General features: G+C 61.6%; 25 protein-coding genes and 2 pseudogenes. 14 read left to right on the top strand and 13 right to left on the bottom strand.

Features of this window, described 5'->3' with window-relative positions:
• Positions 1 to 198: 198 nt before the first annotated feature.
• The 3 genes from SAZ10_RS17910 to SAZ10_RS17900 all read right to left on the bottom strand — a co-directional run bounded on the left by SAZ10_RS17910 (position 199) and on the right by SAZ10_RS17900 (position 3,593).
• Positions 199 to 1,620 carry an NAD-dependent succinate-semialdehyde dehydrogenase gene (locus SAZ10_RS17910; RefSeq protein WP_318610713.1) on the bottom strand — a complete coding sequence of 474 codons (1,422 nt, stop codon included), beginning with the start codon at positions 1,618 to 1,620 and terminating at the stop codon, positions 199 to 201.
• Positions 1,621 to 1,693: 73 nt separating this feature from the next.
• A complete protein-coding gene (locus SAZ10_RS17905; RefSeq protein ID WP_318610712.1) occupies positions 1,694 to 2,572 on the bottom strand; it encodes an SDR family oxidoreductase in 879 nt (292 codons plus the stop codon).
• Between the two features lie 100 nt (positions 2,573 to 2,672).
• Positions 2,673 to 3,593: an NADP-dependent oxidoreductase gene (locus tag SAZ10_RS17900; RefSeq protein WP_318610711.1), complete on the bottom strand. Its 921-nt coding sequence runs from the start codon at positions 3,591 to 3,593 to the stop codon at positions 2,673 to 2,675.
• A gap of 179 nt (positions 3,594 to 3,772) precedes the next feature.
• Between SAZ10_RS17900 and SAZ10_RS17895 the strand changes: the two genes are divergently transcribed.
• Both SAZ10_RS17895 and SAZ10_RS17890 read left to right on the top strand, forming a co-directional pair.
• Entirely contained in the window at positions 3,773 to 4,711 is a 939-nt protein-coding gene (locus SAZ10_RS17895; RefSeq protein WP_318610710.1) for a complex I NDUFA9 subunit family protein, read from the top strand.
• A 51-nt stretch (positions 4,712 to 4,762) separates the two neighbouring features.
• Positions 4,763 to 5,854 carry an FAD-dependent oxidoreductase gene (locus SAZ10_RS17890; RefSeq protein WP_318610709.1) on the top strand — a complete coding sequence of 364 codons (1,092 nt, stop codon included), beginning with the start codon at positions 4,763 to 4,765 and terminating at the stop codon, positions 5,852 to 5,854.
• A gap of 159 nt (positions 5,855 to 6,013) precedes the next feature.
• Here the strand turns inward: SAZ10_RS17890 and SAZ10_RS17885 are convergent, their stop codons facing one another.
• Both SAZ10_RS17885 and SAZ10_RS17880 read right to left on the bottom strand, forming a co-directional pair.
• Positions 6,014 to 7,498: an FAD-dependent oxidoreductase gene (locus SAZ10_RS17885; protein WP_318610708.1), complete on the bottom strand. Its 1,485-nt coding sequence runs from the start codon at positions 7,496 to 7,498 to the stop codon at positions 6,014 to 6,016.
• A 177-nt stretch (positions 7,499 to 7,675) separates the two neighbouring features.
• Positions 7,676 to 7,882 carry a DUF3606 domain-containing protein gene (locus tag SAZ10_RS17880; RefSeq protein ID WP_318610707.1) on the bottom strand — a complete coding sequence of 69 codons (207 nt, stop codon included), beginning with the start codon at positions 7,880 to 7,882 and terminating at the stop codon, positions 7,676 to 7,678.
• 211 nt (positions 7,883 to 8,093) lie between these two features.
• On the opposite strand from SAZ10_RS17880, the gene SAZ10_RS17875 reads away from it, so the two are divergent.
• The 3 genes from SAZ10_RS17875 to SAZ10_RS17865 all read left to right on the top strand — a co-directional run bounded on the left by SAZ10_RS17875 (position 8,094) and on the right by SAZ10_RS17865 (position 10,530).
• Positions 8,094 to 8,252 (top strand): DUF3309 family protein, encoded by a 159-nt coding sequence (locus tag SAZ10_RS17875; protein WP_318610706.1) that lies wholly within the window; start codon positions 8,094 to 8,096, stop codon positions 8,250 to 8,252.
• Between the two features lie 473 nt (positions 8,253 to 8,725).
• Positions 8,726 to 9,175, top strand: coding sequence for a DUF2231 domain-containing protein (locus SAZ10_RS17870; protein WP_318610705.1), 450 nt, complete (start codon positions 8,726 to 8,728; stop codon positions 9,173 to 9,175).
• On the top strand, positions 9,175 to 10,530 hold the full coding sequence (locus tag SAZ10_RS17865; protein WP_318610704.1) for a sorbosone dehydrogenase family protein: 1,356 nt from the start codon (positions 9,175 to 9,177) through the stop codon (positions 10,528 to 10,530). Before SAZ10_RS17870 ends, SAZ10_RS17865 begins: the two co-directional genes overlap by 1 nt.
• 148 nt (positions 10,531 to 10,678) lie before the next feature.
• On the opposite strand, the gene SAZ10_RS17860 is transcribed toward SAZ10_RS17865, so the two are convergent.
• Positions 10,679 to 11,593 carry an isocitrate lyase/PEP mutase family protein gene (locus tag SAZ10_RS17860; protein WP_318610703.1) on the bottom strand — a complete coding sequence of 305 codons (915 nt, stop codon included), beginning with the start codon at positions 11,591 to 11,593 and terminating at the stop codon, positions 10,679 to 10,681.
• 128 nt (positions 11,594 to 11,721) lie between these two features.
• On the opposite strand from SAZ10_RS17860, the gene SAZ10_RS17855 reads away from it, so the two are divergent.
• Entirely contained in the window at positions 11,722 to 12,129 is a 408-nt protein-coding gene (locus SAZ10_RS17855) for a DUF427 domain-containing protein (RefSeq protein WP_318610702.1), read from the top strand.
• Between the two features lie 475 nt (positions 12,130 to 12,604).
• On the opposite strand, the gene SAZ10_RS17850 is transcribed toward SAZ10_RS17855, so the two are convergent.
• The 6 genes and pseudogenes from SAZ10_RS17850 to SAZ10_RS17825 all read right to left on the bottom strand — a co-directional run bounded on the left by SAZ10_RS17850 (position 12,605) and on the right by SAZ10_RS17825 (position 15,935).
• Positions 12,605 to 13,024, bottom strand: coding sequence for an HD domain-containing protein (locus SAZ10_RS17850; RefSeq protein WP_318610701.1), 420 nt, complete (start codon positions 13,022 to 13,024; stop codon positions 12,605 to 12,607).
• A 13-nt stretch (positions 13,025 to 13,037) separates the two neighbouring features.
• On the bottom strand, positions 13,038 to 13,283 hold the full coding sequence (locus SAZ10_RS17845; protein ID WP_318610700.1) for a hypothetical protein: 246 nt from the start codon (positions 13,281 to 13,283) through the stop codon (positions 13,038 to 13,040).
• Positions 13,284 to 13,323: 40 nt separating this feature from the next.
• Entirely contained in the window at positions 13,324 to 13,530 is a 207-nt protein-coding gene (locus SAZ10_RS17840) for a hypothetical protein (protein WP_412535238.1), read from the bottom strand.
• 65 nt (positions 13,531 to 13,595) lie between these two features.
• Positions 13,596 to 14,888, bottom strand: a pseudogene (locus SAZ10_RS17835) (erythromycin esterase family protein); the annotation flags it as partial.
• 66 nt (positions 14,889 to 14,954) lie between these two features.
• Positions 14,955 to 15,425, bottom strand: a pseudogene (locus tag SAZ10_RS17830) (NuoB/complex I 20 kDa subunit family protein); the annotation flags it as partial.
• Positions 15,426 to 15,614: 189 nt separating this feature from the next.
• The gene (locus tag SAZ10_RS17825) at positions 15,615 to 15,935 is read right to left on the bottom strand and encodes a hypothetical protein (protein WP_318610698.1); all 321 of its coding nucleotides are present in this window, start codon (positions 15,933 to 15,935) and stop codon (positions 15,615 to 15,617) included.
• A 170-nt stretch (positions 15,936 to 16,105) separates the two neighbouring features.
• Between SAZ10_RS17825 and SAZ10_RS17820 the strand changes: the two genes are divergently transcribed.
• From SAZ10_RS17820 to SAZ10_RS17795, 5 genes are all read left to right on the top strand, one after another.
• Positions 16,106 to 16,477 (top strand): DUF6496 domain-containing protein, encoded by a 372-nt coding sequence (locus SAZ10_RS17820; protein ID WP_318610697.1) that lies wholly within the window; start codon positions 16,106 to 16,108, stop codon positions 16,475 to 16,477.
• A gap of 33 nt (positions 16,478 to 16,510) precedes the next feature.
• Positions 16,511 to 16,846, top strand: coding sequence for a hypothetical protein (locus SAZ10_RS17815; RefSeq protein ID WP_318610830.1), 336 nt, complete (start codon positions 16,511 to 16,513; stop codon positions 16,844 to 16,846).
• A gap of 976 nt (positions 16,847 to 17,822) precedes the next feature.
• On the top strand, positions 17,823 to 19,616 hold the full coding sequence (locus SAZ10_RS17805; RefSeq protein ID WP_412535237.1) for a PAS domain S-box protein: 1,794 nt from the start codon (positions 17,823 to 17,825) through the stop codon (positions 19,614 to 19,616).
• A gap of 79 nt (positions 19,617 to 19,695) precedes the next feature.
• Positions 19,696 to 20,094, top strand: coding sequence for a response regulator (locus SAZ10_RS17800; protein WP_318610695.1), 399 nt, complete (start codon positions 19,696 to 19,698; stop codon positions 20,092 to 20,094).
• 57 nt (positions 20,095 to 20,151) lie between these two features.
• Entirely contained in the window at positions 20,152 to 20,991 is an 840-nt protein-coding gene (locus tag SAZ10_RS17795) for a Ku protein (RefSeq protein WP_318610694.1), read from the top strand.
• 58 nt (positions 20,992 to 21,049) lie between these two features.
• On the opposite strand, the gene SAZ10_RS17790 is transcribed toward SAZ10_RS17795, so the two are convergent.
• A complete protein-coding gene (locus SAZ10_RS17790; protein WP_318610693.1) occupies positions 21,050 to 21,997 on the bottom strand; it encodes a cation diffusion facilitator family transporter in 948 nt (315 codons plus the stop codon).
• 280 nt (positions 21,998 to 22,277) lie between these two features.
• Here SAZ10_RS17790 and SAZ10_RS17785 point away from each other — a divergent pair, with 280 nt between their 5' ends.
• Genes SAZ10_RS17785 through SAZ10_RS17775 form a run of 3 tightly spaced genes read left to right on the top strand, consistent with a single transcriptional unit; the run spans position 22,278 to position 26,150 of the window.
• Entirely contained in the window at positions 22,278 to 22,844 is a 567-nt protein-coding gene (locus SAZ10_RS17785) for a (2Fe-2S)-binding protein (RefSeq protein ID WP_318610692.1), read from the top strand.
• 1 nt (position 22,845) lies between these two features.
• The gene (locus SAZ10_RS17780; protein ID WP_318610691.1) at positions 22,846 to 23,865 is read left to right on the top strand and encodes a xanthine dehydrogenase family protein subunit M; all 1,020 of its coding nucleotides are present in this window, start codon (positions 22,846 to 22,848) and stop codon (positions 23,863 to 23,865) included.
• 2 nt (positions 23,866 to 23,867) lie between these two features.
• Entirely contained in the window at positions 23,868 to 26,150 is a 2,283-nt protein-coding gene (locus tag SAZ10_RS17775) for a xanthine dehydrogenase family protein molybdopterin-binding subunit (RefSeq protein WP_318610690.1), read from the top strand.
• Positions 26,151 to 26,155 lie beyond the last annotated feature (5 nt).

The raw sequence follows: 26,155 nt of genomic DNA, 5'->3' as shown, positions 1-26,155 counted from the left end.
GACCTGCTTCGCCGGCATATCCGATACATCGAAAACCGAATGCGGAGCCGGCTTGCGGTCTGCTCCCGCTGCGGCGCCGTTCTCGCCCTCTCCGGCCATCGCCCCTGCACCCCCCAGCACATGACCCACTCAATTATTGCGCCAATTCTGGCCAGGCTCAAGAACAAGCGAGGATGCGCGCAAGAAATGTCCTTTTGATCATTCCGTCCGGGCGGAGGACTGCGAGGCCCCGCTCCTGGAGGGATCGCCCATCTCAGCAACCACAATCGTCTTTATGTTGACGAACTCCTTGATGCCGTAATGCGACAGCTCGCGACCGAAGCCGCTCTCCTTGACGCCGCCGAATGGGAGCTTGGGGTCCGATTGCACGATGGCGTTGACGAACACGGAGCCGGCGTCGATTTCCTCGACGGCGAGGCGTTCGCCCCGATCGAGATCGCGAGTGAAGACGCCGCCGCCCAAGCCAAAAGGCGAGTTATTAGCGACTTTTACGGCTGTTTCTTCATCAGAAACTGGAATGACGGCGGCTACGGGTCCGAACATCTCCTCGTCATATGCCGGCATGCCGGGCCTGACGTCGGTGAGCACGGTCGGCGGATAGAACGCACCCGGTCCGTTGGGTACCTTGCCGCCCAGCAGGCAGCGGGCTCCCTTGGCGATGCTCCCCTCGACCTGGCGATGAAGGGAATCGCGCAGGTCGTGGCGCGCCAGCGGCCCCACCGTGGTTTCCTCCGACAGAGGATCGCCGACCTTGGCCGCCCGCATTTCCTCGACGAACCCCTCCTCGAAACGGGACCGCAGGCTGTCGAGAATGATGAAGCGTTTCGCTGCTATGCAGCTCTGACCGGAATTAATGAGACGGCCTTCCGCGCTCGTTCTTGCTGCGAACGCGACGTCCGCGTCGTCCAGCACAAGATACGCATCGCTGCCGCCGAGCTCGAGCACCGTCTTCTTCAACATTTCGCCGGCCTTGCGCGCGACTGCCCGTCCGGCGGGGCCGCTGCCGGCAAGAGTGACGGCGCGTATCAGAGGATTTTCGATCATCCCGTCGATCGCACGCGAACCGATTAGAAGCGTGCGGAACAGATGCTCCGGGAAACCTGCCTCGCGAAATACCTCCTCGATCGCAAGCGCGCAGCCGGGAACGTTCGACGAATGCTTCAGGACCGCCGCGTTCCCGGCCATTAGTGCCGGGGCCGCGAAACGGAAGACCTGCCAGAATGGGAAGTTCCAGGGCATGACCGCGAGAACGACGCCGAGCGGCTGGAAGGCGGCGAAGCGCTTCGGCGGCCCGGCATCGACCATCTCGGGCGCAAGGAATCGCTGCGCATTATCGGCAAAGTAGTCGCAGGTTGCCGCGCATTTCTGCGCCTCTGCTATTCCCTGCCTGATGGGCTTGCCCATCTCCTCAGCCATGAGCCGCCCATAACCCTGCGCTTTGTCGCGGAGAAGGCCGGCTGCGGCCCGCATCAGCTTGGCCCGATCGGTGAAATCGCGGCGGCGCCATGCGCGCCAGTCCTCGTGCGTCTCAGCGATTGCTTCCTCCACGGCGGATGCCGAGAGTTGCTCATAGCTCGCGAGAGTTTCGCCCGATGCCGGGTTGATGGAATCAAATGTCATCGGCCAGCCCTTGTGGATGTGCCGGCAAAAGGCGGACGGGTCATCGTCATCCGCCTGCGGTTCCGACCGGGTTTCAGTGCAGCCGGTTCTCCGTCTGCTTATCCTTCAGACCGTCGTGGCTGTGCCGCAGCGGCAGAGACGCTTTCGGCTGCGCCGTAAGCTCGCCGGGGATGAACTGGCCAGGACCGCCCTTGGCGATCGTCGTGCCGCCGTCGACGTACCAGAGAGCACCGGTCACGTTGCTCGCTTCGTCGGAGGCGAGGAAGGCATAGACGTTGGCGATCTCCTCGGGCGTGCCTCGCCGTCCGAGTACCGTGCCGGCCACGGTCATCTTTTCCATCTGTTCGTCCATCGGACCGGTTTCCTTGTGCGTCCATGCCGTATCGACAGGCCCCGGACAGACGCAGTTGGCCCGCACGCCATATTTGCCCTGCTCGAATGCGATGCCTCGCATGAATGCATGAACGAAGCCTTTGGTGCCGCCATAGGGCGCATTGTTGCCTTCGCCCATTTCGCCGGCCTCGGAGCCGGCGCTGAGCACGACGCCTCGTGTCGTCTGCAGGTGCGGCAGCGCGAATTTAGTCATCATGAAGACCGACCGGATATTGTTGAGCATAGTCCGATCGAAGTTGTCGACGGAATAGTCCTGGCATTCGGCGACCTCGAGGAAGACGCCGGCATTGTTGACGAGGACATCGAGCTTGCCGAACCGGTCGATCGCCATCTGGACACAGGCACGTGCCGATTGCTCGTCGGCGATATTGGCGAGGCAAACATCGGCCTCTCCACCATTGTCGCGGATGGCCTGGGCAACGTCTTCCACCGGATCGTCAGGCAAGCCGGCGAGCACAAGCTTAGCGCCCTCCCGTGCGAATTTATGTGCGACCGCCTCGCCGATGCCTGCGCCCGCTCCCGTTACGATCGCAACTTTGCCATCGAGTCGTCCTGCCATCGGGAAATCTCCTATTGCTCTGCGCCTCGCTTAGGGCGAGGCTTCTTGCGGATTCTCAGCGCTCTGCGGCAACAGCCCGGCGATAGGCCGAGACCTCCGGCTATGCCACCTTCAGAACCACCTTGCCGCGGACGTGTTCCTCTTCGAGCGCGCGCTCTGCATCCGCTGCCTGGCGCAGCGGGAAGACTTTGCCCACCTCGACGCGCACGTCACCTGCATCGATCAGCCGTCCAATTTCGCCGAGCTCGGCGCCGTCCGGCTTCGTCATGTATCGAGCCCCGCGCGCCTTGTGTTCGGCGGCCTTTTCCTTCGATGGCTCCTGAAGGGTCGAGACGATGATGCCGCCTTCCCTGAGAACCGACCAGGAGCGCTCCTGGGTATCGCCGGCGACGAGGTCGTAAACGAGATCGATATCGCGCGCGATGTCCTCGAAGCGCCGGTTTTTGTAGTCGATCGCCTCGTCGGCGCCGAGGCTCCGCACAAAATCGATGTCCTGACCCGAACACGTTGCGTAGACGGTCGCGCCTCGCGCCTTGGCGAACTGAACCGCGAAATGGCCGACACCACCGGCAGCGCCATGGATCAGGACACGCTGACCCGCGCTCAGGCCGCCATGGTCGAAAATGCCCTGCCAAGCGGTCAAGGCGGCGAGAGGGACCGCCGCCGCGTGCACATGGTCGAGGCTTGCCGGCTCGGCTGCGCAATCCTCGGCCTTGACCGCCACGAATTCGGCATAGCCGCCGCGGTCCGGCGTCAACAGCGCATAGACTGCGTCGCCGGGCTTGAACTCTTCGACACCCGGTCCGCATCCTTCGACGACGCCCGAAATATCGCGCCCGAGCGTCAGCGGCAGGCGATCCTCTCCGACATAGCCGCCGTTGCGAATCTTGTAATCGACCGGATTAACGCTGGCGGCATGTATGCGGACCAGAACCTCGCCGGATTGCGGGTCGGGCGTGGGCTCCGTCTCGAGCGCCAGGACCTCCGGACCGCCAAATGCATGGATACGAACGCTCTGCATTCCGGCACTCCTCTCGTTGCTCCTGGCCCGGCCGCCCACATCGGCCGCCTAACTGCGGCTTCGAGATTTCGTTCCGGCATCCCGCGCTCTGCACCGACGGCTCGCCGCACCAATAGACGAGGCGAACATTGCGCCGCTCAATTGGTTCGAGGAGCGGGAAGCGCGATGAAGGGTACAGAATGGCGAGCCGAACGGATGGGACGGGCTCCAATGCGAACCGCCTCGTGACAGTATTCGGCGGAACGGGTTTCCTGGGCCGGCGGATCGTCGAACGGCTTGGAGAAAAAGGGTTTCCTGTCCGCGTCGCCTCCCGCCATCCAAGTCGGGTGCGGCCTGGCCGCAGCACCAGCGCGGTCGAAGCGGTCAAGGCGGATATATTGGACGCCTCATCGATCGCCTCGGCGACCGGGGGATCATATGCGGTTATCAACGCGGTCAGCCTCTATGTCGAGCATGGCGAACTGACTTTCGAACGCGTGCATGTGAAGGCGGCGGCGGAACTCGCTGCAGCTGCGCTCGCCCGCCACGTCGATCGCTTCGTCCAAATCTCGGGGATCGGCTCTGATCCTCGATCGGATTCGAAATACATCGCAGCCCGCGGGCGCGGGGAAGCTGCCGTCGCGAAAGCCTTTCCCGGGGCTCTCATCGTGCGTCCTGCGGTCATGATGGGACGGGACGACGCCTTCCTCACGACGATCGTTCGGCTGATGCGTCGCTTGCCGCTTTATCCGTTGTTCGGGCAGGGCCAGACCCGGCTTCAGCCGGCCTATGTAGAAGACGTCGCCGAAGCGGTGGCGCGGCTGATCGAGGGGCGCAATCACATTCGTTCGCCCGTCTTCGAATTGGGCGGCCCGCACACCTATACCTACCGGGAACTCCTTCGTGAAATCGGCCGGCAACTCGGCATATCGGTGACGCTTATGCCCATGCCTTTCGCGGCATGGACAGCTGTGGCAGGCATTGCGGAGTCTCTTTCCGCGCCCCCAATCACGCGCAATCAGGTCGAGCTCATGCAGCAGGACAATATCGCCGGAAGGGGTTTGCCGGGCTTCCTGGAGCTCGGCGTTGAACCGAAGACTGTCGATGACGTGATCCGGCTGATCGAACACCAGTCGTGAGGAAGGGACCGACAGGGGGAACCATCGGGTCGGCGGAGACTTGGAAGCGCAATGACAAACAAACCTGGCGTCCTCATCGTAGGTGCCGGCCCGACAGGATTGACCGCGGCCGTCGAACTTGCGCGCCGCGGCTTCACTCCGCGCATTATCGATCGCGACGAAAAGCCGACCTCCTTGAGCAAGGCCGTGGGCATCAGCTCGCATAGCCTGGATGTTCTGGAGCCCTCGGGTGTTACGGAGCGGCTGCTCGCCAACGGCATCAGGATCTATCGGGCGCATTTTTGGTTCAATGGCCACCAGCTTGGTGCCTTTGACTTTTCGGGGCTGCCGCACCGGTTCAATTTCCTGCTGTCGCTCCCGCAAAGCGACACGGAAACCATCATGGTCGATATCCTTGCGGGATTCGGCGTTGCCGTCGAATGGCGCACCCTCTTCGTCGCACTCGAGCGCTCCGGCGGCGAGATCCACGCTGCACTTGAAGGACCGGCCGGGCAAGAAACTGCCGTCTGCGAGTTCCTGTTCGGCGCCGACGGTGTGCAGAGCGCGGTGCGCAAGGCGCTGGCGTTCAATTTCGAGGGATATACGCATCACCGAACGTGGAGCATAGCGGACGCAGAGATAGCCGACTGGCCCTACGAGCCTGGTGCGGCTCACGCCTTTCTTCATCCGAATGGTGATGTCGGCTTCATCATTCCGATCGGCAAAGACCGGTTTCGCGCCGTCTCCAATACCGACAACGCGCTTGCGCGTGTGCCGGGCAACTATCGGATCGTCCAAGTGCTCCGCACCGACCAGTTTCGTATTCCCATCCGCCAGGCGCCGCGATACCAGGATGGTAATGTTTTCCTCGGCGGCGATGCCGCGCATGTCCACTCGCCGGTCGGCGCCCGCGGCATGAATCTCGGGATCGAGGATGCCGCGTCCTTCGCGCGTCGCCTCGCCGCGAACGATCTCGCTGGCTACACGGCCGAGCGCCACCCGATCGGCCATCAATGGATCAGATTGAGCGAAACGCTCCTTTCCGCTGCTCAAGCGAGCAATCCGCTGCTGACGACATTCCGCAATCTCGCATTTGGCATTGTCGGGCATGTGCATTGGCTGCAGCGCCCGATGCTGGAGCGTGTTGCCGGGCTGAAGGAATGACGCGGCTCCTCGATCGAGCCGGGGAGCGGACGCGCCGCGGTCCGGCATAAGCGGCCCGCCGCTCCGTTCAGGCATCTGGGGCACCAAGAGCACTTGGGCCCGCATCCAGAATATCGCGTGAGAAGCGATCCCACCGAGAGACCTTCGACGACGAGACTGTCAGAGGCTGGCCGGCGGCAACGCCTTTCTTGCCGGCCCGTGGATGACCGACCCGTCGGCCGCGAAAATCGAGCCGTGGCACGGGCAATCCCAGGTGCGGTCGGCATTGTTCCAGCTTACCGTGCATCCCTTGTGGGTGCAGGTCGCAGAGACGGTATGGAGTTCTCCTGTTTCATCCCGCCAGGCGGCTATCTTTTTCTCGCCGCTTACGAGGACTCCGCCCTCGCCCGGCCCGATTTCATCGAAGCTCCCGACGATGGATTGGCTCTGGCCATTGATGTGGAATTCTTTGTCGTAGGGCCGCGCCGGATCATAGAGCTTCTCCCATGGACAGGACTGGCCCAGGATGCGGTCGGAAATCAGGATTCCGGCGGCTGTCCCATTGCTGATCCCCCAGGCGTTGAAGCCGGTCGCGATATGAAACCCCGGCGACTTGTCCGGGTCGGGCTCGCCGACATATGGCAGACGGTCCGGCGTATCGTAGTCCTCGTTGCACCAGCGCCAGGCGGCAGCGCCTACCGGAAGGTTGGCGCGTGCCCAGCTCTCGAGCTCGACGAAGCGGCGGGCGACGTCGGCGTCCTGACCCGTGTTGAATTTCGGCCCGAGCACCACCAGGAGAGGCCCTGCATCATCGCGGCCTGTCCGGATGGATCTGGTCGGATTGTCGATGCCGAGGAACATGCCGTCGAGCCGCGTAGGATCATCGATACGAAACGCCATGACGGGATGGCTGCGCGGCTGCGTCCGGTTGGCCATCCCGACCGGGCTCTTGACCGTCATGTTCGTGGCAACGACCATGTTCTCTGCGTGCGCAGTCCCGTTGTCGGTCACAACGCGCCAGCGGCTCGCTTCATCGATCGACACGGCGCGGCTCAGTTCGAAGATGCGCCCGCCGAGCTTCTCCACCGCCCTGGCGAGACCGATTGCATAGCGCGCCGGATTGAACTGCGCCTGGTCGGGGAAGCGCAACGCGCCCGCCGTAGAGAATGGGAGCGGAGCACGATCGAGCACCTCCGCATCGAGCCCCAGCTGCCGGGCTGCATTCGCCTCGGCCTCGATTTCCCCGCGCCGCGCCGGGTCAGCGGTATAGGTGTAGGCGGCTCTGGTTTCGAGGTCACAGTCGATCGCGTGCGCGGCCGCCCAGTCGAGAATTTGGCGGACGCCGGCGCGATTTGCATCGGCATAGCTCTGCGCCGTCGGTTGCCCGAGATTGCGCATGAGATCATGGTAGATCAGGCCGTGCTGGGTCGTGATCTTGGCGGTCGAGCGACCCGTGACCTGTCGGCCCACCCGCAGCGCCTCAAGCACGATGACGGAACGTCCGGCCTCGCAAAGCCGCAACGCGGTGGTAAGGCCAACGATCCCGGCACCGACGACCACGGTTTCGGCATGAATGGAGCCTTCGAGCGGCGAATAGCTGGTTGGCCCGGCAGTTGCCGTCCAGCAGCTTCCGTTCTTGCCATTGAGGGCTGTGGTTCCGGTCATCTTCGTCCTATTGCTGTGCCGCGGGGGACGGCCCCCCTTGCTTCGATATCGGGCCGCGACCCGCCCACAGGGCACTGCCTCACGCGACTTATCTTCAGGCCCCCTTCGGGCTTGGCCGGGATGCACGACAGATCCAGCGTCAGGTCCTGTTCAGGGGGAACGCGCAGCCCTGGCAGTTCAGTCAGTTTTTCCGGCGTTCCGATCTGCCTTCAACTTCGCTGCCTTCTGTTCCAGGATTTCCTGATCATTGCGGTGCTGGGCGATCAACTCACGCGCTTGCCCGAGGCTGATGCCATATTGGCCTGCAAGCGCCCTGGCCCGGGCCTTTTCGGAGGCGGCGACGGAAGGATTGCCAGGGCCTGCTTCAATCTTGTCCGCCGGCATTGGTCATTCTCCCATTGGAGCCTCAACAGTTTCGTAAGGCCACTGTTCCATTTGTTCAGCTGAAAGCCTGGAGAGCCCTCTTACACCAGCGCCGCCTCGCTCTCCGCCAGACCGAAATCACTGTGGCTCTATTGGCCAACAATTCGCGTCGTCGAGGAACTCTGTCGTGGGGATAAGCATTACCCACTCAAAATATTGAAGAGGAACCCACATGACGCTCGGCACTATCCTCGTTATTATTCTTATTTTGGTGCTACTTGGGGCCATCCCCGCTTGGCCTTATTCCTCGGGTTGGGGCTACGGGCCATCGGGCATCGTCGGTGTTATTCTCATTGTCATACTCATCCTGGCGCTGATGGGCAGGATTTAGCGGCTTCTTCGCCTGTTCTCAGCAGCCGACCGGCCCCCGGCCGCGACTTCACCATCACCGATCCGCCTGCTCGGGCGGATCGATATTTTCGTCCGGGTTTGGCTCGGGCGCTTCATCCGGTAACCGCTCTGGTTCGGGTTCCCTGACCGGCTGCGGCGGAGGCGTCGGGCTCGGGGGCGGTTGCACCGGCGGTTTTGGATCCGGCGTCGGAATTGGCTGGAACGGATCGCTCATGTCAGCCTGCCTTTCTTGCCGACAAGACATGCCTGCCCAACGAGACATCCGGGGCATGGTTCCGGCCCCATTCCCCGCCCGACAGATCGGACGTCGAGAGCGGTCGGCGAGAGCGGTCGACATAGTCGCGGGCAGTCGCGCGAGGTAACGAAATCCGGAGCCGTTCTCACGCAGCGGAACATCCAAACACCCCGCTGAGTTCATCCGTTGCTGATCTTTTGAAATGCAAGGACGTTCCGATGGATGCCGCACATCCCCGTTCAACGGCCCGGGTCGGGATTAATCCCATTCATCCGATGCTCGTCCACTTCCCCATCGTATTGTTCACGGGCGCATTGATCACGGATCTCGCCTACTGGCGGACAGCGGACATGATGTGGGCGGATTTTTCCGCCTGGCTGCTGACCATTGGCGTCATCACGGGCGTGCTGGCAGCAATCGCGGGTTTGATCGATTTCATAGCCAACCCTCTCATTCGCGCACAGCGGGCGGCGTGGCTGCACCTTGTCGGCAACGTGGTGGCGATGGTGCTCGCCGTGGTCAATGCATTCGTCCACACCCGCGACGCCTGGACCTCGGTCGTCCCGACAGGCGTGATCCTGTCCGCTGTCGTCGTGATCATCCTTCTGTTCACCGGCTGGCTGGGCGGGTCCCTGGTCTATCGCCATGGAGTAGGAGTAGCTAACTGATGCCTTCCCACCCGAGCGCGATCGGCTCGCGCCGTTTCGCGAGCTTTTCCTTCGCCGGCGCGCTGGTTCTGGCTGTCGCCGCATGCAGTGACAACGGCGGAGACCCCAGTGCCCAGGTCGGTCCAAATCCAAATCTGCCGCCGCTGCAGCAATATCTTATCCCGCCCATGCACGTCGCCAAAATTGTCGGATGGCAAAAAGATGAGAAGCCTTCGGTCGCGCAGGGATTGCAGGTGCAGGCGTTTGCCACCGGTCTCGAGCATCCGCGTTCGCTTTACGTGCTGCCGAACGGCGACGTCCTGGTCGTCGAATCCAAGTCACCCGACGTCCAGCCGATCAGACGGCCGAAAGACCTGGTCATGGGTTGGATCGAATCCATGGCCACGTCAGGCGGCAGCAACACCCAGGAAAGCAATCGAATTACCCTGTTGCGCGATGCAAATGGCGACGGAGTGCCGGAGACCCGCAGCGTCTTCCTCGACCACCTCAGCTCACCTTTCGGCGTCGCGCTCGTCGGGAACGATCTCTACGTCGCAAATACTGACTCGATCGTCCGTTACCCGTACAAGCCGGGTGATACGAAGATCTCGGCACCGGGCACTCCCCTTCTCCCGCTTCCCGGCGGTCCCATAGACCATCACTGGACCAAAAGCCTTCTGGCAAGCCAGGACGGCTCGCGGCTTTACGTCGGCGTCGGCTCCAACAGCAACATCACCGAAAATGGGCTGGAGGCGGAAAAGAACCGCGCCGCGATCTGGGAGGTGGACAGGGCGAGCGGCCGCTGGCGCATCTTCGCGAGCGGATTGCGCAATCCAAACGGCCTGAGCTGGGAGCCTCAGTCAGGTGCGCTCTGGACGGTCGTCAACGAGCGCGACGAACTGGGTCCGGACCTGGTGCCGGACTACCTGACTTCCGTGCGAGACGGCGGCTTCTACGGCTGGCCATACAGCTATTGGGGTCAGCACATTGATCCCCGCGTCCAGCCGCAGCGGCCCGACCTGGTCGCGAAGGCGATCGTTCCCGATTATTCGCTGAGTTCCCACGTCGCCCCCTTGGGGCTGGCTTTCGACACCGGCAACAGCCTGCCGGCTAACTATCACGGCGGTGCTTTCGTCGGTGAGCACGGCAGCTGGAACCGGCAGGAGTTGAACGGTTACAAGGTCGTCTTCGTGCCGTTCAGTGACGGCCGCCCTAGCGGGAAGGCGCAGGATGTGGTGACAGGCTTCCTGAATTCAAATGGCGAGGCGCGCGGCCGTCCGGTTGGTCTGGCCATCGACAAATCCGGCGCCCTGCTGATTGCCGACGACGTCGGCAATACGGTCTGGCGCGTGACGGCCGCAGGCGGATCCAGCTGATGCCCGCCTTAGGACGGGCAGACGTGTGGCAGTCAGTCTCAATGCATTCCGACAAAATGCACCGGCACCTCCCGAGCGGCTGGAGCGCGCCTATGGCGCGAGCCTTCGGGCGGACGGCAAGCGGCAGCTGGATCCGCCGCGAAGTCCGTCAAGTGCCGGTCAGTGCCTGCTTCATCTTTCCGACCATCCCCGGAGATCGGCTCTTGCCCATGTAGCGGTTTTCGATCTCAGACCATTCGGGCATGTTCACGATCTTTTCGAAGGCCGGCATGTCGACGCTTTCGTCACGAGAGAGCGGTGTGCCGCGCTTCAGATCATCCAGCGCCGATTGCATGGCATGGACTGCGCGGAAGAGCACAGTCGTTGGATAGAGGATCATGCTGTAACCCATCGCGTAAAGATCAGCCGGGGCGACCCAAGGCGTCTTGCCGCCACGCTCGAGAATGCTGGTCGCGAGCGGAACGCCCTTGAATGCGGCTCCCACCTGACGCAGTTCATCTTCGGTGGTCGGGCCTTCAACGTAGATGCCGTCTGCTCCGGCCTTCAGGTATTTTTCGCCGCGCTCTATCGCTTCCTCCAATCCCAGCGGCTCCCGTGCATCGGTCCGCGCCAGCAGGAAGAAATCCTGGCTCACGCGTGCCGACGCCGCGGCATGGATCTTCTGCTCCATCTCTTCCACCGGAACGACCTCCTTGCCAGCCATGTGGCCGCAACGCTTCGGCGCGGTCTGATCCTCGATGAATAGCGCCGAAGCGCCGATGGCTTCATAGCCGCGAACGACGCGCGTCACGTTCTTGACATCGCCATAGCCGTCGTCGCCGTCGACGAGAACGGGAAGCTCACATGCCTCGATGATCTCGCGCGCCCGCGCATGCTTTTCGCCATAATGTTCCAGGTCGATGTCGGGGAAGCCATGCATTGCGGCGGCGAGCGCGAAACCGCCGATCTGATATGCCGGAAAGCCGGCCATCTCGATCAGCCGGGCGGTCAGCGCATCCGGCGCCGATGGCAGTATCAAAGGCGAGTTGTTGGCGAGAACGGTTTTCCAAGCGATTTTCGACACTTTTCCACTCCTTGCTGGATAGTAGAACGTCGTCGCGAAAACGGAGGTTCCAGCCCTGGCGGAGTTGGAACGCTCGGCTCCAAAGTGCGTTCGGGACATGTGGTGTTTCAATCGCCTTGGAGTCCCAGATGAACGTTCAGAATGAAACGACCCGGAGTCCCCGCAGCGAAATTGAGATCGAGCCCTATGACGGGACGGTCACTGTTACATTTTCAAGCGCGATCGTCGCCTCGACGAAGCGCGCCAAGATCGTGCAAGAAGCAGGGCATGAACCGGTTCTTTACATCCCATTCGACGACATCTACTTCGAATTCCTCCACAAGACAGATCGCAGCTCCCGGTGCCCGGTGAAGGGTACCGCAAGCTATTGGCGTGTCAGCGCTGTCGGAGAGACCGCAGACGACTTCATGTGGGCTTATGAGACGCCGAACCCAGCCGCACAGTCCATTGCCAGGCACGGAGCCTTCGATCCGGACAAGGCAGTGATAGAAGCCGTCCCTTCAGACAGCCCTCGGGAGAAGGACAGGCTCGGCTGATGCCAAACGTGATCCAGTTCGGTTTCTCGCGCAGGATCGGCTGCTGAAATCGGAGACACCCGACACTGGAGTCTCACCTGCGAGACAATAGCTGAGTGCGCAGACTTCCGGCTAATGCATTCGCCGACGGTCTATTTCGTCGATGACGGCAAGTGCGTTCGCGCGGGCCGCATATGTCGCCAGATGCAATTGACGGCCGACCAGAATTTCCGTGAGGGCTGCCGATAACCTGCGTTCCCAATCCTGTGCCCGATCGGCACCGTTTTCGAGAGCAACCCGGATAATTCTTCGGGCCTCGTCACCATTGGCGGGAGCGCCTCGCTGGATAAGGCCTCGGATGTCCGTCAGCTCGCTCATGGCGCTGCCTCATCTCGTTGCAACCGTCAGGTGGGAAATCAACAGCCACAGCACAGGTCGAGTTCCAATCCCAGCTGCGACAAACGTCAACTCTTTGCGATCCACTCCGGCGCCGGCATCACAGGCCGAACTCGTTCGCAAGCACCGCCAGCCCCTCATCATATTTCGCCGATGACCTGCCAGCAGCGATCGCCTGACGTCGATTGTCGAGAAGGTCGGCGCGCTTTACATTGCGGGCGAGCGGGTTCGAGGCCGCCCTGCGGACAAAATCGTCGTCCCCTTCTCCCGCTCGGCGCGTCAGGGCATCAACGGCGGATATCACGACCGGGCTGAACCCCGCTTCTTGCCGAAGCCGTAACCGGTTCCACCCCGCTCCTTTCTCGATCACGTCGTGTAGATAAGCGACAATCTTTTCGTCAAGCGTCTCCACCGCCTCCGCGACTCGCCGGCAATGCTCGAAATAGGGCTCGCCAAGCTTGTCAATTTGGCCGTCATGCGCCTGGGCGGCAATGTCAACGGCGTTCGAGAGATTGCTCATGCCAAACGCGCGCTCAATCGTCCGGCCTCTTTTTGTGGTGGCTGCTTTCCTGATGTTCGCCGCGTAGCTGGTTGCGATCGTCAGGATCGGCAAGGTCGCGCGGCGGGGCCTTCAGATGAGCGCCCTTGCGAAAGGCTTCGCGCTCCTGTTCCGATCGCTTCAGCTCAGCTTCAGCGTCGAAATCCTTGCCGGCTTTCTTCGTGTTCTCGCGGCCTTCGATTATGCGAATCTGCTGGTCGTGGGTCTTCTTTCCCGCCATCGGCCTTGCCTTCGATCGAACACTACTCATTTGCGCCACCTCATTTGTTGGTGCGAACGTTCTGACGTGGATTGATGCTTCCGCCCCTCCCCGCGTCGTTCTCCACATCGCCCTCGACGGTGTTCTCGCCTTGGAAGAGCTCGTCGCTTTCCTTGATCGTGCCTTTCGAGGTGCCGATACCGGGATTGTTGGAAACATCCATGTCGCTCGGCTTCTTGCCTTTATGATGCTTGGTGCTGGTCATCATTGGGGTCCTTTCGAAGACCCAACAATAACTCGATGCCGAAGGTTCCCCTCTGCGAGGGAGGGCTCCTACAGGCCAAACGGGTAGGTATCCGGCACACCTGTGCGGGCATGTTCCGGACCGAGCGGCGTCACCGCCGAACTCTGGTCGAACCAGAGATATGCATCGAATTGCCGGGGCAGCGAAGCATTCGCATAGTGGCTCATCAGCTCGGTCTCGGGACGATAGATGACGCCGATGAAGCGTTCGAGCCTTGGCTCGCGCAAGCGGTCGTTCACGTCGTTGTCGGCGCCCAGATCGAGAAGGAACCGCGGCGCGCCGGAGTCATGGCAGAGCCTCTCATAACTGTCGGCATGCGACGGCCTTACGCTCTTCACCTCCATGTCGCCGTCCCAGTCGCTAGCCGCGGCCACCGTGCCGGAATGGGTGCCGAAGCCGATCAAGGCCGCCTGATCACCAAATTTTTCGCGGCAGAGCTGGCCAATATTCAGCTCGTCGCGCTCTGAGCCCATCTCGGTATGCCGGGCATCCCCGATATGCGAATTGTGCGCCCATACGATCGCCTTCGAAGCCGGTCCCCGTGCTTCAAGCAGATTTTGGAGCGTCTCGAACATGTGCGTGTCGCGCAGGTTCCAGGATTCGGCGCCGCCATAGTACATGATGCGATAATAGCGCTCGGCGGAAGCGATCAGCCTCGCATTCTGTGCGGCATCGAGAAAGCTCCTGCCATCCTGCGCGGCGTAGTCGAGCTCCCGGGCCAGCAGATCCCGGCATTGGGCGATCACCGCTTCTTCGCATCTGCGGTATCCTGCGGTCAGTACGGCCCTGCCGTAGGTCGAAGGCTCCCGTTGCCAGGGGGTGAGGCATCCATAGCGCTCACGCGCCACCGCAGCTGCCTCTGGATCGACCTGGTCGAGATAGGCGAGCACAGCGGAGATCGAGGCCCGCAGATTGTAGATGTCGAGACCGTAGAAGCCGGCCATCCCTTCGGGTGTCGCAATCGCCTCGTTTCGGCTGCGCAGCCAGTCGGCAAAGGAAGCGACGTCGGTGTTTCGCCACATCCAGGTCGGGAACCGCTGGAAGGGCGGCTCGGCACCGGCTCGGGCCGGCTGATGCCGCACATATCGATCGATCGCAGCGGCATCGGGCCAATCCGCTTCCACGGACACGATCGTAAAGCCGTGACGCTCGATCAAATGCCTGGTGACAGCTGCGCGAGCGCGATAGAATTCGGAGGTGCCATGACTTGCCTCTCCGAGCAGCACCACCCGACGATCGCCGAATTGGTCGAATAACGCTCCGAACGCCGGATCATCGAAGTCTGGCAGCGCCTGCGCAGTTCGGGCGATCATTTCCGGCAACGCAATCGGCATAAACCCCAACCGCCAATCGCCGTGGAGGTTCCGCGCGAGCGTGCCAGCGTCTAATCAGCGCTCGATGCTGCCGATCCGTCGAATCTTCTTCTGCAGCAGCAATACGCCGTAGAGCAGCGCCTCAGCAGTTGGCGGACATCCAGGCACGTAGATGTCTACCGGTATGATGCGGTCGCAACCGCGGACGACCGAGTAGGAGTAATGATAGTATCCACCGCCGTTGGCGCACGATCCCATGGAGATCACGTAACGAGGCTCAGGCATCTGGTCGTAGACCTTCCGGAGTGCCGGCGCCATCTTGTTGCAGACCGTGCCGGCTACGATCATCACATCGGACTGGCGGGGGCTCGCACGTGGCGCAAATCCGAACCGCTCGGCGTCGTAGCGCGGCATAGACATCTGCATCATCTCGATCGCGCAACAGGCAAGTCCGAAAGTCATCCACATCAATGAGCCCGTCCGCGCCCATGTGATCAGGTTGTCGGCTGAGGTTACGAGAAAGCCCCTGTCGGCAAGCTCATGGTTGAGCGCCCATATGTCATCTCTGGAAGCACCCGAACCGGGAGCAGCACGTGCGTCTCCGTGTGGAAGGATTGTTGCATCGGTCATTCCTGCCTCCTCAATGGGTACAAGATGAAGGCTCTGTCGAATGAAAGGGTCGGCCCGACGCCGGAAACCAGCGCCAGCCCAGCCCTGATCGAGCGGGTCCCAGCCTCAGGCACTTACGTGAAGCGAGGCGACCTTCTTCTCGAATTCCTCTCGAATGTCGCGGACCGTAGGAAGGTTCAGCTGGTGCAGTTCGGAATGGACCTTCTTGGCGGCACTTGAATCGAGGTCACGCCTGAAATTGACCACGACCTCCTTGGCCGAATCGTAGCCGCGATAGCGCTCGATCTCCGACTGCGTGGCGTTCTGGACATGCTCGAGTTTCTTGCGCTCGGTTTCGGAGCGGCCGTCCGGCTTCGCCCTCATGACCGGATCGAAGGCGCGTTTCTCCAGGAAATCGACGAGCTGGTTTTTGGGATCGGAAGACATGGGCATTCCTTTCGATTTGCGCGGTTCGATTTTGCGTGCGTTGAACCACCCCTTCGAAACTTCCGCGCAGCCCGAATGTTCACATCGTGAGGCCCGTTGCGATGTCGCAGTTTCCTTGAGACCGGAACCTCCCCGACCAGCCTACGTTCGAAAGGAAAAAGGAGAAAAACATGGCCAAGCAATCGAAGGCTCAAGAGAAGACCGTCGAGCGCGTCATGCATGAATACAAGCACGGTGAGTTGCGCATCCGCGGCAAAGGTCCAAAGGTCAAAAATCGCAAGCAGGCTGTCGCCATCGCGCTGCACGAAGCAGGCGCAACGAGACAGGAGAGTCCAAAGGAAAATCGCAGGAACCTGAGACGGACCAAGACCAAGGAGCGCAAGGGCGAAACGGCGCAAGCCAGGACAGAAGGCAAGGGTGCATCCCGCCGAGGCGATGGCGGCGCCACGAAGGCCGAACTCTACCAGGAGGCCAAGCGTCGCGACATTCCAGGCCGTTCCAAGATGTCAAAGGGCCAGCTCGAACACGCCCTCCACCAATGATGCGGTTTCCACCCGATACATTGGAGCCTGACAATGGCCCAAACACCGAAAATCACAACCGGCACGAATGACCGGCCCCGCAACGACACGATCGGCCAATCCGGCGAAGGTCTGCCGGACGACAGCGGTAGGCCTGTCGACGTCGACCGGGCTCAAGCGGCATTGATCCGGGACAAGCTCGAAGGAAAAACTGCGGCCGAGCATGGAGCTACATCAATCCAGACAAATGGCGATGAGGTCGCGGCTGGTACTCCGGGCTCCGGCGAGAACATCTGTCGCCGCTGTTCCGGGACCGGAAAAGTGAACGATGCCCCCTGCCCCGAATGCGGTGGGTCGGGCAAGGTCATCACTCCGATCGGCGGCGGCTGAGCTGGCTGCTCCCGTAGCTCTGCTGCCGTCGACCGTGAACTCGCTCCTCCTCTTGTTGCCAAGGCCCAAGCGGTGCGCTCCGGGCCACCGAATTAGTGCCCTGCTACGGACCGATTGAGGCTCCGATCAAGGTCGAAACTGACGATATGGCCATGTCTTATTGCCGATGCAGCAATGACATTCGCCAGTTCCCTGCCTGCCAAGGGACAATCCGGCATAATTGTTGTGATCGCTTTGGATGCGGCAGCAAGGGAGACTGGCGACTTCTTGAGGCGTCGGCAGTCCATGTAGTGCTCAACTAGCTCGTGTAAACTCTCCTGATGGTATTTAATCAAAACTACCTCCAGTTGTTCCTTCTTATTGTCTTTATTCCCAGTTAGCGGCAGTCGGCGCGTCGGGCATTAACCAATGACAAACTTCCAAGAAAAGGTACGGAATTTTCGTAGAAGGCCAGACTGACTTGAAAGCAGCCCGACGCGGCCTCGCGGGAAGCTGGCAATGGCTGCGGCCTTGCACTCCACCCGATCACGGATGGACAACTTTGGGCTACCAATCCTGTGTGTTAAACCATCGATCCAGGTTGCGGCTAACGACCTCTGCCGAGGCCATCCAGCTCCTGGATCTTGCCTTTCAGCAGCTCACGACGGCCGGCGATCTCGTCCAAATCGTCGTCGGTCAGCTTTCCCACTGCTCCTTCACCTCGCCTTTAGCACCCGCTTCCAGTTCGCGGCGTCTTTACTTTCGCGCCGCTACGCCGCAGGGTCGACGATCAACTCCGCGTTGGAACCTCTCTGAACCGCCGAAGCCGCACTAAGTTCCCTGGGAAAACGACCGCGCGCCGAAAAACGAGACATGACCGCTCGAATCGACGGCCTGCAGCCGCGAGCAATCAGCCGAATGGGCAAGGGGAACTTTCCGTTGCCAAAACACGTTTCATCAGGCTGCCTTTGCGGAGTCGATAAGATCTGGGACAATCGTGAATAGTGCCGAAACCTGTCTGACTGCTCGGGCGCTTTCCGGGTTCGAGGCGCTGCTTGCGCTTGACCAATCCGTGTGGGAGGCCTTCCCGTGTCCTGCCTACCTGTGTTCCTCTGACGGCCGGATTGTCCGCTCCAACCAGCGAGCAGCAGCGCTATGGGGCCGCAGCCCGCGGCTGGGAGAAGCCCAGGAACGCTACTGCGGCGCCGCCCGGCTGTTTCGTTCAGACGGAACGCCCTTGTTGCCGAACGCCGCGCCCATGGAAGTCGCGCTCCGCACCGGCAATTCGCAAGATGAACGGGAGATTGTGATCGGAAGGCCAGACGGCTCGCGTACAACCGTTCTAACGAATGTTGAGGTACTCAAGACCGACGATAGGGTCGAAGGCGCCATCGGTTTTCTCCAAGAGGTCCGTTGTTCCGAGAGCCACCCGGATTTTCCTCTCGAAGCCGACAGTCGCGTTCGCGAGATTTTCGACGCGCTGCCTGTCGCGATCTACGCTACTGATGCCGACGGGACGCTGACCTTTTTCAACCGTGCGGCGGCGGAACTGGCCGGGCGCAAACCGCACGCCGGTAAGGACAAATGGTGCGTGAGTTGGCGGCTTCGCCATGCGGATGGGAGTCTCATGCCGCATGAGGAATGCCCCATGGCTCAGTCGATCAAGGAACAAAGGCCGATAAGGGGCATGGAGGCGTACCTTGAGCGGCCCGACGGCACCATGATCCCTTTCGCTCCTTATCCGACGCCGATGTTCTCACTTTCGGGCAAGTTGATGGGCGCGGTGAACATGCTGATCGACCTGCGAGACAGCCGTCGGGCGAACGAAGCAGCCCAGCACCTCGCCGCGATCGTGGAGTCCTCAGACGACGCCATCGTAAGCAAGGATCTCAAGGGGATCATCAGAACCTGGAACAAGGGCGCCGAGCGGCTTTTCGGCTATAGAGCTCAAGAGGTGATAGGCAAACCGATCACAATCATCATCCCCGGGGATCGCCAGGATGAGGAACCTCACATCCTGGAGCGCATCGGTCGCGGCGAGCCGATCGAGCACTACGAAACCCGGCGCGTGCGCAAGGACGGCAGCATCGTCGACATATCTCTGACCGTCTCTCCGGTACGCGATGCCCATGGCCGTGTCGTCGGCGCATCCAAGATCGCCCGTGACATAAGCGAGCGCAAACAGGCCGAGATGCAGCGCGACCTGCTGGTGGCAGAACTCAGCCATCGGGTCAAGAATGCCCTGGCAACCGTCACCTCTATAGCGCGACAATCATTCGCATCGAACCCGGATCCGGTTGATGCGCAGCGTTCCTTCCTCGCCAGGATTCATGCGCTCAGTAAGACACATAGCCGGTTGGCGGAAAGCAGGTGGTCGGGGGTGTCTCTGGAGACGCTATTCCTGGATGAGCTTGCGCCATATCGACAGGACAACGGCTCCAATGTGCGCGTTTGGGGGCAGCCGATAATGCTCGCGCCCAAGCATGCGGTCATCCTGGCCATGGCTGCACACGAGCTAGCCACCAATGCCGCCAAACATGGTGCGCTCTCAACCCGGGCAGGCTCGGTCGAGGTCATCTGGGAACCGGATGAGCAGGGGCGAATTCAGATTCGCTGGATCGAGAAGGGCGGGCCCAAGCTGGTCCCTCCGACGCGCTCCGGATTTGGGCGACTGCTGGTTGAACGGGTGCTGGCTTCCGATCTGGGGAGCTCTGTTCAGATGGACTTTGCCGAGAACGGCTTGCGTTGCATCATCACATTGCCGACGCTTATGTCGGACGGCGGCGCATGAAATGTCATTGATGTCTCCGGTGAGAGGAATGCAATACACCTCTCCGAGCAGAAACCAGGCGTGGGGGATGGAGTAGTCCATGGTTGCGGGCGCGAAACTTCTGAACGGGTTGCGGGCGCTCGTCGTAGAGGACGAATCCTTGCTGGCGCTCTCGTTGGAGGACGACCTGATATCCGCCGGATGCTCGATCGTGGGACCGTTCGGAAGTCTTTCGAGCGCAACCGAAGCGCTGCGCACGAACCAGTTCGATCTGGCCATTCTCGACGTCAACCTGAACGGCGAGATGGTGTTTCCCCTGGCAGATGAACTGGCGGGTCGCGCAATACCTTTCGTGCTGTTGACCGGTTATCTTTCGACGGATTTGCCCGAAAGATTCAGGAAGGTCCCGCAGGTCACGAAACCGTATGACCAGGCAAGCCTGATCGAAGCCGTCAGCCAGGCGATATCGAAGACCGAAACAACCGCCGGAAAGCGCTGAGCCGGAACGAATTCGATTTCCGCCCGTTCGACTGAACTGTGGTTGGAGTTTCGAGTCATGGCCGCACCCCGCGCGATGTGGAAGGGTTACCTCAAGCTGGGCAACATCACCTTCACGGTGAAGCTGGCGGGGGCGGTCACGGAAGCCGGCAAAATCCACTTCAGGACACTCAACCGTAAGACGCGGCAGCCGGTAAAGGCGATCTATGTCGACGAGGAAACCGGAGAGCCGGTCGAGCGAGAGGACCAGGTAAAGGGATATGAGCTCAGCAAGGGCGAATACCTGCTGATCGAACCCGAGGAAATCGAGAAGCTCAAGAAGGCCGGTGAGCACAGGCTGGAAATCGACGGCTTCGTCGATCGCAGTTCGGTCTCCTCGCTCTATCGCGAAAAGCCATATTACCTCATTCCCGGCGACAGACTGGCCTCCGAGCCATATGGGCTCATTCGGGCTGCATTGGAAAACGAGCACGTCAGCGCTGTCGGTCGCATTGTCATGCAGCAGCGCGAGCGCTCGGTCCTGATCGAGTCACTTGGCGATGGCATGACCGTAACCTTGCTGCGTCAGGCCAATGAGATCGTGGCCGAGAAGAACTATTTCGAGAAGATTCCGCAAGCCAAGACCGACCCGGAAGTGGGCGACATTGCAGGAATGCTGATCGATCGGAAGAAGACACATTTCGACCCATCGGCCTTCACCGACCGCTACGAGGATGCGCTGATCGAAATGCTCGAGGCGAAGAAGAAGGGTAAGAAACCGCCCAAGGCAGCGCCGCAACCCAAGGAGAACGTCGTCAATCTGGCCGCTCTCCTGAAGAAGAGCCTTGCGCAAGAGGGCAGCGATAAAAAGAAGCCGCAAGAGGGCGGCGACAAAAAGAAACGCCGCAAGGCGGCTTAGCAGCGCTGGCCGCGGACGAGCCGAATTCAGCGCACCTCGGTCGAAGACAACATGACCACTAGTCTGGCGGGATAACGGCCTGATGGTCCTTCCACCGCTTGGCCGTCTGCGGCTTGACGAACAACACAGTGATCTCCTGCCGCTCGGCGGCAAGGCGCCTTTCGAGGCGTTCGACGCAGGCCTCGATATCGTCAGCCTTGGCGTTGTCGCGAAATTCGGCGCTGAGCGCGGCGACCACCTGGTCCGGAGCCAGGTGCACCGTCATCACGCCGTTGACGCGCTGGATCGCCGGGTCCGTCCGGGCCATTTCCAGGATAGACGCCTCAAGGGCAGCCGATGCCCGCTCCCCGATCAGCAGACCCTTGCTCTCTCGCGCCAGGAAAATCGCAGTTACTGCGAGCAGCAGCCCGATGCAGAGCGAGCCGACGCCGTCCAGTACCGGCATCTCGAAATAATACGCTGAAGTGATGCCGACAGCCGCGATCGCAATGCCGGCCAGCGCCGCACTGTCTTCGAGGAGCACTGTGAAAGTAGCGGGATCCTTGCTTTCGCGAATGGCATCCAGGTAGCTGTTCTTGCCTTTCGATGACCTGAAGTGCTTGAGCGCCACCCGCCATGAATAGCCTTCGAAAAGCGCCGACAGGGCAAGAACGACGTAGTTTACGCCAATATTCTCCATAGGCACGGGAGCAAGCACGTGCGCGACGCCCTCGTAGAAGGAAACGCCCGCACCCAGCGCGAAGACAAGCAGTGCGACGATGAAGCTCCAGAAATAGAGCTCACGTCCATGACCAAGTGGATGGTTCGCATCAGGTGGCTTCGACGATCGATTGAGACCATACAGCAGCAGCACTTCGTTGCATGTATCGACCAGCGAATGCACGCCTTCGCTCAACATCGTAGAACTGCCGGTAAAACCCGCTGCGATGAACTTCGTCACCGCGATCAGCAGGTTGCCGAAGAGGGCCGCGTAGATCGTCTTTCGCGATGGGCGCCCGATCGGCATCCGGACCGAATCTGCCTCGCCAGGCAAGGTGTGCATCCCGTGTAGATTCCCGTTGCTACTTTAGGGAAGCGCAGGCAACCACGACAAGCGGCCATCAGCGGCGAACCTTTTCTGCCGAACGTCGCCGACCTGATGTCGTTCCGAGCGAGAGCCGTTTTCAAATGCCCGAGGTTTTTCGGAACTCTCGAAGAGGGCATCGGTTAGGTGATTGCCACGGAGCAATGCCATGCACCAACAAGATGCCCTACCAACGCGCCAGGGGGTAAGCCGGAGAGCTTTCATGACAGGCTCGGCTTCGATGGCGGCTGCACCGATGCTGCTCAGCCAATCCGGACAGAGCACGGCCGCTCAGCCGCCTCCTGACGTCACCGATAAGCCCGACGTTTTCCTGACGGTCAACGGGCAGCCTTACAGAATAGCGCTCGACGTCCGCACGACTCTACTCGATGCGCTCCGCGACCACATCGGCCTCACCGGAACGAAGAAGGGATGCGACCACGGCCAGTGCGGCGCCTGCACGGTGCTTGTCGACGGCAAGCGGGTGCTTTCCTGCCTGAGTTTCGCCATCATGCATCCGGATGCCAAGGTGACGACCATAGAAGGCCTGGCGTCCGGAACCGGAAACCTCCATCCGCTGCAGCAGGCGTTCGTGGACCACGACGCCTTCCAATGCGGCTACTGCACGCCCGGACAGATCATGTCCGCGGTTGGATGCATCAGGGAGGGCCACGCGGAAAGCGACGACGATATCCGCGAATATATGAGTGGCAATCTGTGCCGCTGCGCCGCCTATCCGAACATCGTTGCCGCGATCCGGCAGGCGCGCACCGAAACAGGGAAGGCCTGACATGCGATCCTTCGCCTACCAAGCTCCGCACGACATCGAGACGGCCATTGCGGCAGCAGCTTTCAAGCCGGACGAAAAGGTTCCGACCAGAGCCGGCACCCAGTACATTGCCGGAGGCACCAATCTCATCGACTACATGAAGCTTGGTGTCGCGCGTCCGGAGCGCCTGATCGACGTGAACCAGCTTGCCGAGCCGGAACTGCGACTTATCGAGGTCGATGCCGGCGGCTTGCGGCTCGGCGCACTGGTGCGCATGGCCGACGCGGAGGAACATCATGATATCAAGCGCGACTATCCTGTCATTGCAGAGAGCCTGAGACTCGCGGCCAGCGGCCAGATCCGCAACATGGCCTCGCTCGCCGGCAATGTCCTGCAGCGCACACGCTGCGAGTATTTTCGCGAAACTTCCTGGGCCTGCAACAAGCGCGAGCCTGGTTCCGGCTGCGCCGCCATGGGAGGCGTCAACCGGCAGCACGCCGTTCTCGGCGTGAGCGATGCCTGCATCGCCACCTATCACGGTGATTTCGCACAGGCGCTGATCGCGCTCGACGCCATCGTCGAGGCTCAAGGCGGCAACGGCCGCCGAAAGATCGCGTTCGCCGATCTGCATCGGCGTCCAGGCGATACGCCGCATGTCGAGACAAACCTTGCGCCCGACGAACTGATCGTGGCGATCTCCGTGCCGGCTGGTCCTTGGACCAGGCGCTCGCGTTACCTGAAGGTTCGCGACCGCGAGTCCTATGCCTTCGCGCTGGCGTCGGCCGCCGTCGCGCTCGATCTGGACGGCGAAAAAGTTCGCCATGCGCGCATAGCGCTCGGCGGCGTGGCAACGGTGCCGTGGCGGGCCCGCGAAGCAGAGCAGGCTCTCGAAGGCGAGGCGCTGGATGAGGCGAGCGCGGCCAGGGCCGCAGATGCCGCCTTTGCAGCGGCGCAGCCTCACGACCACAACGCATTCAAGATCCCGCTCGGCAAACAGACGCTGGTCCGGGCGCTTCTCGAAACGCGCGACATGAAGGTCTGACCATGGACATTGCAGCAGCCCCCAAACCGAAGGAGAACATGGGCGAGCCGCTTGCGCGCATCGATGGCCGCCTCAAGGTCACCGGAGCGGCGCGGTACCCGGCAGACATCGACGTCGCCAACCTCGCTTATGCCGTCCTGGTTCCGAGCAGCATCGCGAAGGGGGAAGTCGCTCGCCTCGATACCGGGGAAGCAAGAGCCATGCCCGGCGTCATCGACATCCTCACTGTCAACGACGTCAGCGGAAAACTCGACAAGCCGAAGTTCGGCAATGCGAACGCGACATCGATAGCCCCGCTGCAGGATCACAAAATCTGGCATGACGGTCAGGTCATCGCCGTCGTCATCGGCGAGAACTTCGAGGCCGCGCAAGAGGCGGCGATGCGCGTCAGGGCCGATTATCGCGATGAGCGGCCCAGCGCGACTTTCGATTCCGAGGGGGTTGAGGAAGCGGATGCCATAGGCGCCACCCGGTGGCTCAAGCAACATCCCAAGGCGGGCGATTTCGATGGCGCTTTTGCCGCCGCTCCCGTGAAAATCGACCAGACCTATTCGACACCGACACAGCATCACAATCCCATCGAGCTCTTCTCGACGACGGCCGTGTGGCGTGACGACGAGCTCACGATCTATGAGCCGAGCCAGAACGTCTTCGGCTGGAAAGTCGCGGTCGCCGCTCAGTTGAAGATGGACCCCGAAAAGGTCCGGATGGTCAGTCCCTTCATCGGCGGGGCATTTGGGTCGAAAGGCCCGATGACGCCGCGCACGGCGATCGTCGCCCTGGCGGCACGCAAGCTCGGCCGCGCGGTCCGTTGCGTCGTCGAGCGCGAAAAGGCCTATTCCATTCAGACCTACCGCGCCGAGACCCGCCACCACATCAGGATGGGCGCCGACCGCGACGGCAAGATCACTGCATTTTCCCACCAGGGCAAGGAAATAACGTCGCGGCCGGATCCATATGTGGTCGGCGGCACGTCGGCGACCGCCAGGATGTACGGCTACGGATCGGTACTGACGCAGGTCTCGATGGTCAGGGCCGACCGCAATACGCCAGGCTATATGCGCTCGCCGCCGGAGACACCTTACGTCTACGCCCTCGAGAACGCCATGGACGAGATGGCAGTCGCGCTCGGCATGGACCCGGTCGAGTTTCGTCGCATCAACGACACCATGACCGAGCCGATCGAGGGCAAGCCCTTCTCCAGCCGCTCGCTGATGAAGTGCTACGATCAGGCTGCCGAAGCGTTCGGCTGGTCGCGGCGCAACCCGCAAGTCGGATCGATGACCGACGGCGACTGGCTGATCGGCATGGGTTGCGCAACCGCGATCTATCCGACCAACGTCGCCCCCTGCGCGGCTCGCGTGCGCCTGTCGTCGAACGGTCATGTAACAGTTCAAGTGGCCTCGCACGAGATCGGCACCGGCATTCGCACCGTAGCGGGCCAGATTGCGGCCGAACGGCTTGGCGTCGGTTTCGATGCGGTCGAAGTCGAGACGGGCGACACGGCCCTGCCGCCTGCGCCAGTGTCAGGCGGTTCAAACTCCACTGCCAGCGTCGGCTCCGCAGTCATCAAGGCCTGCGAGGGAATTCGCGACAAGCTGTTTTACTCCGCATCGACCGCGAACGACGGACCGCTTACCGGGAAGGACATGGCGAACTTCGAGCTCCGCGACGGCAAGGTCATGGCCGGAGACACTGCCGAGAAACTCACCGACACGATGAACCGGCTCGGCGCCGGCGTGATCGAAGAGTATGCCGAGTTCGTGCCGAAAGGCGGCTCGCCCGACGGAGTCGCCAAGCTCTACAAGGGCCAGACCGAATTCCAGGGCGGCGATGACGGCGACAAGGTGAAGTACGCCTTCGGCGCGGAATTCGTCGAAATTCGCATCAACCGGCTTACCCGGGAGATAAGAGTGCCGCGCCTCGTCGGAGCCTTCGCCGCCGGCCGCATCGCCAATACGCGCACTGCGCGCTCGCAGCTGATGGGCGGCATGATCTGGGGCGTCGGCTGCGCCCTGCATGAAGCAACGGATATCGACCGCCGCGTCGCCCGCTACGTCAACCGCGACCTGCAGGACTATCTGGTTCCGGTTAATGCCGATATCCGCGAGCTCGAGGTCATCCTCGTTCCCGAGATCGACCATGATGTTAATCCGGCCGGCGTGAAAGGTCTCGGCGAGCTCGGCAATGTCGGCACCCCGGCGGCTGTCGCCAGCGCCGTCTATCACGCCACTGGAAAGCGCATTCGAGACCTCCCGATCCGGATCGACCAGTTGATCGCATAGGAAAG

It is taken from the genome of Mesorhizobium sp. BAC0120, from assembly GCF_033542235.1.
In the GTDB taxonomy this organism is placed as follows: domain Bacteria; phylum Pseudomonadota; class Alphaproteobacteria; order Rhizobiales; family Rhizobiaceae; genus JAWRCU01.
This window is presented reverse-complemented; position numbering and strand designations above follow the sequence as displayed.

Excerpts from the sequence above, each read along its gene's own strand:
- SAZ10_RS17850 (WP_318610701.1), bottom strand. The coding sequence starts at position 13,024 with ATGAGCAATCTCTCGAACGCCGTTGACATTGCCGCCCAGGCGCATGAC.
- SAZ10_RS17870 (WP_318610705.1), top strand. The coding sequence starts at position 8,726 with ATGGATGCCGCACATCCCCGTTCAACGGCCCGGGTCGGGATTAATCCC.
- SAZ10_RS17820 (WP_318610697.1), top strand. The coding sequence starts at position 16,106 with ATGGCCAAGCAATCGAAGGCTCAAGAGAAGACCGTCGAGCGCGTCATG.
- SAZ10_RS17865 (WP_318610704.1), top strand. The coding sequence starts at position 9,175 with ATGCCTTCCCACCCGAGCGCGATCGGCTCGCGCCGTTTCGCGAGCTTT.
- SAZ10_RS17795 (WP_318610694.1), top strand. The coding sequence starts at position 20,152 with ATGGCCGCACCCCGCGCGATGTGGAAGGGTTACCTCAAGCTGGGCAAC.
- SAZ10_RS17825 (WP_318610698.1), bottom strand. The coding sequence starts at position 15,935 with ATGTCTTCCGATCCCAAAAACCAGCTCGTCGATTTCCTGGAGAAACGC.
- SAZ10_RS17815 (WP_318610830.1), top strand. The coding sequence starts at position 16,511 with ATGGCCCAAACACCGAAAATCACAACCGGCACGAATGACCGGCCCCGC.
- SAZ10_RS17880 (WP_318610707.1), bottom strand. The coding sequence starts at position 7,882 with ATGCCGGCGGACAAGATTGAAGCAGGCCCTGGCAATCCTTCCGTCGCC.
- SAZ10_RS17875 (WP_318610706.1), top strand. The coding sequence starts at position 8,094 with ATGACGCTCGGCACTATCCTCGTTATTATTCTTATTTTGGTGCTACTT.
- SAZ10_RS17885 (WP_318610708.1), bottom strand. The coding sequence starts at position 7,498 with ATGACCGGAACCACAGCCCTCAATGGCAAGAACGGAAGCTGCTGGACG.
- SAZ10_RS17780 (WP_318610691.1), top strand. The coding sequence starts at position 22,846 with ATGCGATCCTTCGCCTACCAAGCTCCGCACGACATCGAGACGGCCATT.
- SAZ10_RS17895 (WP_318610710.1), top strand. The coding sequence starts at position 3,773 with ATGGCGAGCCGAACGGATGGGACGGGCTCCAATGCGAACCGCCTCGTG.
- SAZ10_RS17790 (WP_318610693.1), bottom strand. The coding sequence starts at position 21,997 with ATGCCGATCGGGCGCCCATCGCGAAAGACGATCTACGCGGCCCTCTTC.
- SAZ10_RS17900 (WP_318610711.1), bottom strand. The coding sequence starts at position 3,593 with ATGCAGAGCGTTCGTATCCATGCATTTGGCGGTCCGGAGGTCCTGGCG.
- SAZ10_RS17910 (WP_318610713.1), bottom strand. The coding sequence starts at position 1,620 with ATGACATTTGATTCCATCAACCCGGCATCGGGCGAAACTCTCGCGAGC.
- SAZ10_RS17840 (WP_412535238.1), bottom strand. The coding sequence starts at position 13,530 with ATGATGACCAGCACCAAGCATCATAAAGGCAAGAAGCCGAGCGACATG.
- SAZ10_RS17890 (WP_318610709.1), top strand. The coding sequence starts at position 4,763 with ATGACAAACAAACCTGGCGTCCTCATCGTAGGTGCCGGCCCGACAGGA.
- SAZ10_RS17775 (WP_318610690.1), top strand. The coding sequence starts at position 23,868 with ATGGACATTGCAGCAGCCCCCAAACCGAAGGAGAACATGGGCGAGCCG.
- SAZ10_RS17905 (WP_318610712.1), bottom strand. The coding sequence starts at position 2,572 with ATGGCAGGACGACTCGATGGCAAAGTTGCGATCGTAACGGGAGCGGGC.
- SAZ10_RS17855 (WP_318610702.1), top strand. The coding sequence starts at position 11,722 with ATGAACGTTCAGAATGAAACGACCCGGAGTCCCCGCAGCGAAATTGAG.
- SAZ10_RS17800 (WP_318610695.1), top strand. The coding sequence starts at position 19,696 with ATGGTTGCGGGCGCGAAACTTCTGAACGGGTTGCGGGCGCTCGTCGTA.
- SAZ10_RS17845 (WP_318610700.1), bottom strand. The coding sequence starts at position 13,283 with ATGGCGGGAAAGAAGACCCACGACCAGCAGATTCGCATAATCGAAGGC.
- SAZ10_RS17785 (WP_318610692.1), top strand. The coding sequence starts at position 22,278 with ATGACAGGCTCGGCTTCGATGGCGGCTGCACCGATGCTGCTCAGCCAA.